Below are 8,116 nucleotides of genomic sequence, written 5' to 3' on the forward strand. Positions count from 1 at the left end.
GTCGTCCTGACCTGTTTGATTGCCGCCCGCGAAATACGGGTGCCATTGTGCGAAATGGCTGGTATTTCGCGGGCTCGCATTGACTTGCGCCAATGGCGGCACATCCCTGTGCCGCGCTATTAACCCGACAATCCTAATTGCCGGGTTAATAACTTGCTTTGTGTTCCTCGCCTTCCTCACTGGCCAGTCGCCGGAAACGGTCATTTGGGATGAAAGGGTCCAGCTCTGTTGTCTGCTTGAGGCAGCACTAGGCCGCAATCCCGCTGTGGCGCAGCAAGGCGTCGATGCTGGGCTCGCGGCCGCGAAACTCGATGAATAACTCCAGTGGATCTTTCGAGCCACCTTGCTCCAGCACCGTGGTGAGAAAACGCGAGCCGGTGGCGCGGTCGAACACGCCCCGTTCTTCGAAGGCGGCAAAGGCATCGGCGGAGAGTACCTCTGCCCATTTGTAGCTGTAATACCCCGCGGCGTAACCGCCGGCGAAGATGTGGGCGAAGCTGTGGGGAAAGCGGTTGAAGGAGGGCGGTTTCATCACCGCCACCTGGTCGCGCACCTCTTCCAGGGTCTCGTAGATGCGCGGGCCCCGCTCGGGGTCGTATTCCTTGTGCAGGCGGAAATCAAACAGCGCGAATTCGATCTGCCGCAGCATCTGCATGCCGGACTGGAAGTTTTTGGCGGCCAGCATTTTCTGAAACAGCGCCTGGGGCAGGGGGGCGCCGGTTTGATAATGGCCGGCGATCACGTCCAAGGCTTCCCGCTGCCAGCACCAGTTTTCCATGAATTGGCTGGGCAGCTCCACGGCATCCCAGGGTACGCCGCTGATGCCGGACACGCCGGCGTAGTCGACACGGGTGAGCATGTGATGCAGGCCGTGGCCGAATTCGTGAAACAGGGTCAGCACTTCGTCGTGGGTGAACAGGGCCGGGTCGTCCCCCACCGGCGGTGAGAAGTTGCAGGTGAGGTAGGCTACAGGCACCTGGATGCCGTCGGGCAAGCGCCGGCGGCGGATGCATTCGTCCATCCAGGCACCGCCGCGCTTGTGAGCCCGGGCGTAGAGGTCCAGGTAGAAACGGCCGCGCAGTTCGCCCCTGGCGTCGAAGATGTTGAAAAAGCGCACGTCCTCGTGCCACACGTCCACGCCTTCCACTTCGCGGATGTCCAGGCCGTAGAGACGCTTGACCACTTCGAACATGCCCTGCACCACCCGCGGTTCGGGGAAATACGGTTTGAGGTCTTCCTGGGAGATGGCGTAGCGGTGCTGGCGCAGTTTTTCCGAATAATAGGGGATGTCCCAGGCCTCCAGCCCGCTGGCGCCGTGGTGCTCGCGGGCGTAGTCGCGCACTTCCTGCAACTCCTCGCGGGCCATGGCCAGAGAGCGGCGGGCCAGGTCGGTGAGAAATGCCAGCACCTGGTCCGGCGACGGCGCCATCTTGGTGGCCAGGGAGTATTCCGCGTAATTGGCAAAACCCAGCAGGCGGGCCGCCTCGTGGCGCAGCGCCAGAATCCGCTCCATCACCGGGGTGTTGTCCCAGCGGCCTGCATGGGGGCCGGCGTCGGAGGCACGGGTGACATAGGCCTCGTACAGCTCCCGCCGCAGCGCGCCCGAATCGGCATAGCTCATTACCGGAAGATAGGACGGGAACTCCAGCGTCAGCACCCAGCCGTCCAGTTTGCGCTGCCTGGCGGTCTGCGCCGCCAGCGCCTTGGCCGTGGGTGGCAGGCCGGCCAGCAGCTGTTCGTCGGTGATGTGTTTGGACCAGGCGTTGGTGGCATCCAACAGATTTTCTTCAAATTTTGAGTTGAGGTTGGACAGTTCCTGCATCAAATCCTTGTAGCGCGCTTTGTCGGCGGCGGGCAGGTCCACGCCGGCGAGACGGAAATCGCGCAAATCATTGTCCACCACTTTGCGCTGGGCCTGATCAAGGCGGGCCCATTCCTCCCCGTCGCGCAGGGATTGATAGGCGCGGTACAAGTCTTCGTTCTGACCCAGTTCGGTCGCATAAGCGCTGAGCTTGGGCAGGCAGGCGTTGTAGGCGGCGCGCAGCTCGTCGTTGTTCACCACCGAGTTCATGTGGCTGACGGGCGACCAGGCCCGGCTCAGCCGGTCTTCCAGCGCCTCAATGGGCTGCACCAGGGTGCCCCAGCTATAGGGACCACCCCGCGCCAGCAGGCTGTCGATTTCGTAGCGGTTCCCCTCCAGCAGGCGGTCAACGGCGGGTTCGACATGCTCCGGCCTGATCCGGGAAAAAGGCGGCAATCCGGTGAGTTCCAGGAGCGGGTTGCTCATGCGGGGTCTCCTTGAAGATAGGGCAGCAATGCGAGTGCCACCAAGAATAGCAAAACGCCGCCGCCGTTTACGTGTTGTGGGTGATGAGGGCCACCAGGGCCCGCAAGGCCTGGCCGCGATGGCTGATGCGTTGTTTTTCCTCGGGCGGCAATTGGGCCGCAGCGCAGCCGTGGGTGGGGACGAAAAACAAAGGGTCGTAGCCGAATCCGCCCCTGCCCTGCGGGGCAGACAGGATGCGGCCCGCCCAGCGCCCTTGGCTGATGAGAGGCGTGGGATCGCGGTCGTGCCTCAGGCAGACCATGGCGCAGCAAAATCGGGCCGTGCGGGCCGCTTCAGGCACTGTGGCCAGCTCGGCGAGCAGCTTGGCGTTGTTGTCGGCGTCGCCGGCCGCGGGGCCGGCGTAGCGGGAGGAATAAATGCCGGGCGCGCCGTGCAGGGCGTCCACCACCAGGCCCGAATCGTCGGCGATGGCGGGCAGGCCGGTGTGGCGGCAGGCGTTGCGGGCTTTGATGATCGCGTTTTCCACGAAGGTCAGTCCCGTTTCCTCGGCTTCGGGCACGCCCAGTTCCGTTTGGGGCATGAGCTCGATGCCGCTTGCCGTGAGCAGGTGGTTCATTTCCCGGACTTTGCCGGCATTGCCGGTGGCGAGAACGATTTTTTTCATGGCAAAACCAGATCAACTGCACAAGGGAGAACGAAACTTCCAGCAGCGTGTTGAAAAACAGGGTTTTTCAACACGCTGCCAAGGAGCCGGGCTGCTGGCCGGCGCCTGGTTTGGGAACCGCGCCACATTGGGACCGGCCGGTCCGGGGGCGTTTTCAATGGGCTTCGTCCCAGTTGTCACCCACGCCGATGTCCACTTCCAGCGGCACGGCCAGCGTGGCCGCCTGCTGCATCACTTCGCGCAGCCCCGCCACCGTGGTGTCCAGCTCATCCACGGGGACTTCGAGTACCAGCTCGTCGTGAACCTGCATGATCATCCGCGCGGGCAGCGCCGCATCCCGCAGCCAGGCATCTGTGCGGATCATGGCCCGCTTGATGATATCGGCGGCACTGCCCTGCATGGGGGCATTGATGGCGGCGCGTTCGGCGTACTGGCGTCTGGCCTGCTGGCGGGCCCTGATGTCGGGCAGGTAGAGCCGGCGGCCGAACAGGGTTTCCACATAGCCTTGTTTCCGCGCCGCCTCGCGGGTGCGGTCCATGTAATCCTTGGTGCCGGGGTAGCGGGCGAAGTAGCGGTCCATGTATTCCTGGGCCGCACTGCGCTCCACATTGAGCTGGCGCGCCAGGCCGAAGGCGGACATGCCGTAAATCAGACCGAAGTTGATGGCCTTGGCGCTGCGGCGCTGCTCGGCAGTGACGGCCTCGGGCGCCACCTCGAAAATCTCCGCCGCCGTGGCGCGGTGAATGTCGTGTCCCGCCGCGAAGGCCTCCAGCAGGCCGGGATCTTCGGACAAATGGGCCATGATGCGCAGCTCGATCTGGGAATAGTCGGCGGCGATGAGCTTGTGTCCCGGCGGGGCGATAAACGCCTGGCGAATGCGCCGTCCCGCCGCGCCGCGGATGGGGATGTTTTGCAGATTGGGTTCCGCCGACGACAAACGCCCCGTGGCCGCCACCGCCTGATGATAGGACGTGTGCACCCGCCCCGTGACCGGGTCAATGCGTTCGGGCAGGCGGTCGGAGTAGGTGGATTTGAGCTTGGCCAGGGTCCGGTGTTCGAGAATGAGCCGGGCGATGGGGTGATCCGCCGCCAGTTCCTGCAACGCGGCCTCCGAAGTGGAAGGCTGGCCCTTGGGCGTTTTTTGCAGTACCGGCAAGCCCAGTTGGTTGAACAGGATTTCCTGGATTTGCTTGGGTGAAGCCAGGTTGAAAGGCCGGCCCGCCGCCTCGTGGGCACGCGCTTCGATCTCGCTCATCTCCTGCGCCAGTTCGCCGCTGAGGCGCCTGAGGGCGGCGCCATCCACCAAAACGCCGTGACGTTCCATGCGCGACAGCACCGGCACCAGGGGCATCTCCAGCTCCCGATACAGTTTTTCCAGCGAGGCGGCCGCTTTCAGCCGCGGCCACAGGGTCTGGTGCAGGCGCAGGGTCACATCGGCATCCTCGGCGGCGTAGGGGCCTGCCGTGTCCAGATCGATTTGATTGAAAGTGAGTTGCCTGGTGCCCTTGCCGGCGATGGTCTCGAAACTGATGGTGTCATGGCCCAGGTGTTTGCGCGCCAGGGTGTCCATGTCGTGACGCGAGCCGGTGCTGTTCAGCACGTAGGACTCCAGCATGGTGTCGTGGGCCACACCCCGCAGGGTGATGCCGTGGCGGGCCAGCACGCTCATGTCGTATTTGAGGTTGTGCCCCACCTTGGGTTTGTCCGGGTCTTCCAGCAGCGGACGCAGCCGGGCCAGCACGGCCTCCCGGCTCAGTTGTCCGGGCGCGCCGGGGTAGTCGTGGGCCACGGGCAGGTAGGCCGCCTCATGGGGCGTGACGGCAAACGACAGGCCCACCAGCTCGGCACGCATGTAATCCAGGCTGGTGGTTTCGGTATCCAGGGCGATGAGCGGCGCCACCTCCAGCCGCGCCAGCCAGTTGTCGAACTGGGCCTGGGTGAGAAGGGTGTCGTACCGGGCCTTGGGGGGCGGTGCGGCAGGGGGGCCGTCGGGCGCGGCCCCGTCCAATTGCGCCAGCCAGGTTTTGAATTCCAGCCGCTGGAACCATGCCGCCAGCGCGTCTGTGTCGGGCGGGCGGCGCTGCAAATCCGCCGGACCCAGCGCCAAGGGCACGTCGCAGCGTATGGTGGCCAGCTCGCGGCTGAGCTGCAATTGCTCCAGATGTGTGCGCAGCTTGTCGCCCACTTTGCCTTTGATCTCCCCGGCGTGGGCGATGATCCCGTCCAGGCTGCCGTACTGGTTCAGCCATTTGACCGCCGTTTTGGGGCCGACCTTGGGCACGCCGGGGATGTTGTCGGCGCTGTCCCCCACCAGGGCCAGATAGTCGATGATGCGCTCCGGCGGGATGCCGAATTTGTCCACCACGGCATCCCGGTCCAGCACCGTATTGCTCATGGTGTTGATGAGGGTGATGTGACTGTTCACCAGCTGGGCCATGTCCTTGTCGCCGGTGGAGATCAGCACGTCCCGCCCTTCAGCCGCGGCCTGCACGGCCAAAGTGCCGATGACGTCGTCCGCCTCCACGCCGGCTGTGCACAGCAGGGGAAAGCCGCTGGCCTCAATCACCTGCTTCAGCGGTTCGGTTTGCGAGGCCAGATCCTCCGGCATGGGCGGGCGGTGGGCTTTGTAGTGTTCAAAGATCTCATCGCGAAAGGTTTTGCCCTTGGCGTCAAACACCACTGCCATCAGCTCCGGCTGATACTCATCCACCAGCTTGCGCAACATGTTGAGCACGCCGTAGACCGCGCCGGTGGCTTCGCCCCGGGAGTTGGTCAGGGGGGGCAGGGCGTAGTAGGCTCGGTAAAGATAGGAGGAGCCGTCCACCAGAACCAGGGGAGGCTTGCGGGATGTGTTGTCCGTCATGGGGAACTCAAGTCCGGTCGCGAAGTCTGCGCATTGTACTAAAAAGCCCGTCGCGCCACGCCGATAACCAAAATAAACCCATCAGACAAGGTCAAGCAGTATGGACGCCAAGCACCGCGCCAGTCATCCCAGCCTCACCCCCGTGAACGACTCCCTGCTGACCCGTGAGTCGTGGAAAATCTTTCAGATCATGGCCGAGTTTGTTGAAGGTTTCGAGCGCCTGGCCAAAATCAAACCCTCGGTGAGCATCTTCGGCTCGGCCCGCACACCGCGGGATCACCCCTACTACAAGCTGGGCGAAGACATTGCCCTGGCGTTGTCAGACGCCGGTTTCAGTGTGGTGAGCGGCGGTGGTCCCGGCATCATGGAGGCGGCCAACAAGGGCGCCTTCGCTGGCAAATCCCCCAGTATCGGCTTGAATATCAGCCTGCCCATGGAGCAGGAAGACAACCCCTACCAGGACATCGCCCTGCATTTCCGCCATTTTTTTTCCCGCAAAGTGATGTTCGTGAAATACGCCTCGGCCTACGTGGTGCTGCCCGGCGGTTTTGGCACCCTGGACGAGCTGGCGGAGATTCTCACCCTGGTACAGACTCAAAAGACACGCCGCATTCCCATCATTCTGGTGCATACCCCCTTCTGGAACGGCCTGCTGCAGTGGTTCAAACACACGCTGGTGACGGAAAAGGTTATTGATGCCGGTGACCTGGATCTGATCCAGGTACTGGACAAGCCGAAAGAGGTGGTGGATGCTATCTTTAGCCACTACGAAAGCCGTGGTTTCGAGCCTTCCGCCGAGGAACAGGAAATGCTGCTGGACCTTTAAAACCCAGCGCCGGGGGAGGGCTGAGGCCCGGCCCCACACAAGGACACACGATGCGCAAGTTCATCGCCCCCCTGGCCCTGCTGGCCTCCCCCGCCCTGTCTGCCACCGCCGGTGACGCGGAACTGGAGCCTGAGGTCACCATCATCCAGCGTGACGGGGAGCGGGTGGAAGAGTACCGGGTGAACAACGACGTTTATATGATCAAAATCACCCCCAGCAAAGGCGCACCCTATTATTTGCTGGACACCGACGGCGACGGCGATTTCGATTCCCGCCGCAACGATCTGGACCCTGATGTGCACATTCCCAATTGGGTGATACTGCGCTGGAAGTAAGTCGCTGGAATTTTATTGGACACCTGTCCCTGGCTGCCGTGTGGTGTCCACAGTTTCTGTGGATAAGTTTGTGGAAAGAATGCGATCAACTGCCGCAAGTGCCTGAAGCGGCAGGGTGTCCGCCATACTGACGAAAGATTGGCCATTCAGCCTTATTATTAAAATCAATGACTTACATGATATCTGCGGCGTGCATGGGCGGATCTTTTTGAATCGCCAGGAAATCTTTCAAACTTGACACAATGTGCATAACGCGTTCCAAGGGAAGCGGCCGGTGAGCGCCCCCCGCTATCCCCTCATCGATGCCTTGCGCGGCATCGCCATTGTCCTCATGGTGGTCTACCACTTCAGCTTCGACCTGCATTTGTTTGGCCTGGTGGAGTGGGATTTCTACAACGACCCCCGCTGGATCGCGTTTCGCACCCTTATCCTCAGCCTGTTCCTCGCGCTGGTGGGCGTGAGTCTCCACCTGGCCACCACTGGCGGTCTGAACATAACGCGTTACCTGCGCCGCCTCGTCATGGTGGTGCTTTGCGCAGCGCTGGTGAGCCTGGGCAGTGCGATGATGTTCGGGCAGCGCTGGATTTTTTTTGGTGTGCTGCACTTCATTGCCCTGGCCAGTGTCCTGGGCCTGCTGTTCCGCCACGGCTATTGGAGCAATCTGATCCTTGGTCTGGCTGTCCTCGGACTTGGGGCCGGTGTCCGTCACCCCTGGTTTGACCATCCCTGGTTGCAATGGTGGGGCATGATGACCTTCAAGCCGCCCACCGAAGACTATGTCCCCCTGTTTCCCTGGTTCGGCGTTGTGTTACTGGGTTTGTTTCTCGGCCGCTGGGTGTTCGGGCATGCCCGGCCCCGGTGGCTGCTGGCCTGGCGGGGGAGCGGTGCCCTTGGTCGTTGTCTGGCGCTGGGCGGACGCCACAGCCTGGCCATTTATATGCTGCATCAACCCGTCCTGATCGGGGTGTTGGCGCTGTTTTTGGGTCTGCCCGATATTTATTAACCCGGCAATTAGGATTGTCGGGTTAATAGCGCGGCACAGGGATGTGCCGCCATTGGCGCAAGTCAATGCGAGCCCGCGAAATACCAGCCATTTCGCACAATGGCGCCCGTATTTCGCGGGCGGCAATCAAACAGGTCA

The 8,116-nt window shown here is 62.6% G+C and carries 6 protein-coding genes; 3 read left to right on the forward strand and 3 right to left on the reverse strand.

What is annotated here, in order from left to right; genetic code table 11:
- Nucleotides 1–247: 247 nt before the first annotated feature.
- From ENJ19_07920 to polA, 3 genes are all read right to left on the reverse strand, one after another.
- Entirely contained in the window at nucleotides 248–2,287 is a 2,040-nt protein-coding gene (locus ENJ19_07920) for an oligopeptidase A (protein ID HHM05654.1), read from the reverse strand.
- Between the two features lie 67 nt (nucleotides 2,288–2,354).
- Entirely contained in the window at nucleotides 2,355–2,951 is a 597-nt protein-coding gene (rdgB, locus tag ENJ19_07925) for an RdgB/HAM1 family non-canonical purine NTP pyrophosphatase (protein ID HHM05655.1), read from the reverse strand.
- Nucleotides 2,952–3,105: 154 nt separating this feature from the next.
- Nucleotides 3,106–5,814, reverse strand: coding sequence for a DNA polymerase I (gene polA, locus ENJ19_07930; protein ID HHM05656.1), 2,709 nt, complete (start codon nucleotides 5,812–5,814; stop codon nucleotides 3,106–3,108).
- 100 nt (nucleotides 5,815–5,914) lie between these two features.
- On the opposite strand from polA, the gene ENJ19_07935 reads away from it, so the two are divergent.
- From ENJ19_07935 to ENJ19_07945, 3 genes are all read left to right on the forward strand, one after another.
- Nucleotides 5,915–6,640: a TIGR00730 family Rossman fold protein gene (locus ENJ19_07935; protein ID HHM05657.1), complete on the forward strand. Its 726-nt coding sequence runs from the start codon at nucleotides 5,915–5,917 to the stop codon at nucleotides 6,638–6,640.
- A gap of 50 nt (nucleotides 6,641–6,690) precedes the next feature.
- On the forward strand, nucleotides 6,691–6,975 hold the full coding sequence (locus tag ENJ19_07940) for a DUF2782 domain-containing protein (protein ID HHM05658.1): 285 nt from the start codon (nucleotides 6,691–6,693) through the stop codon (nucleotides 6,973–6,975).
- A gap of 331 nt (nucleotides 6,976–7,306) precedes the next feature.
- The gene (locus tag ENJ19_07945) at nucleotides 7,307–7,978 is read left to right on the forward strand and encodes a DUF1624 domain-containing protein (GenBank protein HHM05659.1); all 672 of its coding nucleotides are present in this window, start codon (nucleotides 7,307–7,309) and stop codon (nucleotides 7,976–7,978) included.
- Nucleotides 7,979–8,116: the final 138 nt, after the last annotated feature.

This window comes from Gammaproteobacteria bacterium, from assembly GCA_011375345.1.
Lineage (GTDB): Bacteria > Pseudomonadota > Gammaproteobacteria > DRLM01 > DRLM01 > DRLM01.